1 protein-coding gene is annotated in these 502 nt (G+C 39.8%); it reads left to right on the top strand.

Annotated elements, in window-relative coordinates; all coding sequences use genetic code 11:
* Nucleotides 1-171 precede the first annotated feature (171 nt).
* Nucleotides 172-502: DUF3316 domain-containing protein (locus R7Q46_RS30700; RefSeq protein WP_318078781.1), on the top strand; the 331-nt coding region annotated here is incomplete at its 3' end.

Consider the following 502-nt stretch of genomic DNA (forward strand, 5'->3'; position numbering starts at 1 on the left):
TCAAGTTTGAAAAAGATCGAATTGGGTCATAAACAAAAGCATGCACAGAACCAAATTGAACAAAACTTGAACATAATTTGAAATTAATTTGACGTGCTACAGGTCTTTATACGTAACTTATAGGTATCGAACCAATGCAGGTTCGATAGTAAGGAAGTAAAGGAGAGGTTTATGAAACGCTTAATTACTTTAGCAAGTCTTCTCGCTCTGACTACTGCACCTTCTGTTGTATTTGCTGGTGGCTATCAGTGGACGAACAATACGCAAACTATTCACGGTGCTGTCGTGGATAGTAAAGAAGCGGCTTACGATATGGGGCGAGTTATGCTCCAAGATTACCAGAACAAATCGTCTGGCCAGCTTAGAGACGAATTTACTCGTAAGTCTGAGTTTGTGGATCGTCAGTCATTTTCGATTACCGATTCAAAAGTGACGGTCGATGAATTTATGGAAAGTAATGGTCAGGTGACTTACCAGCCAGTAGTAAATGTGACATACGAAT

Source organism: Vibrio sp. 811, from assembly GCF_033339195.1.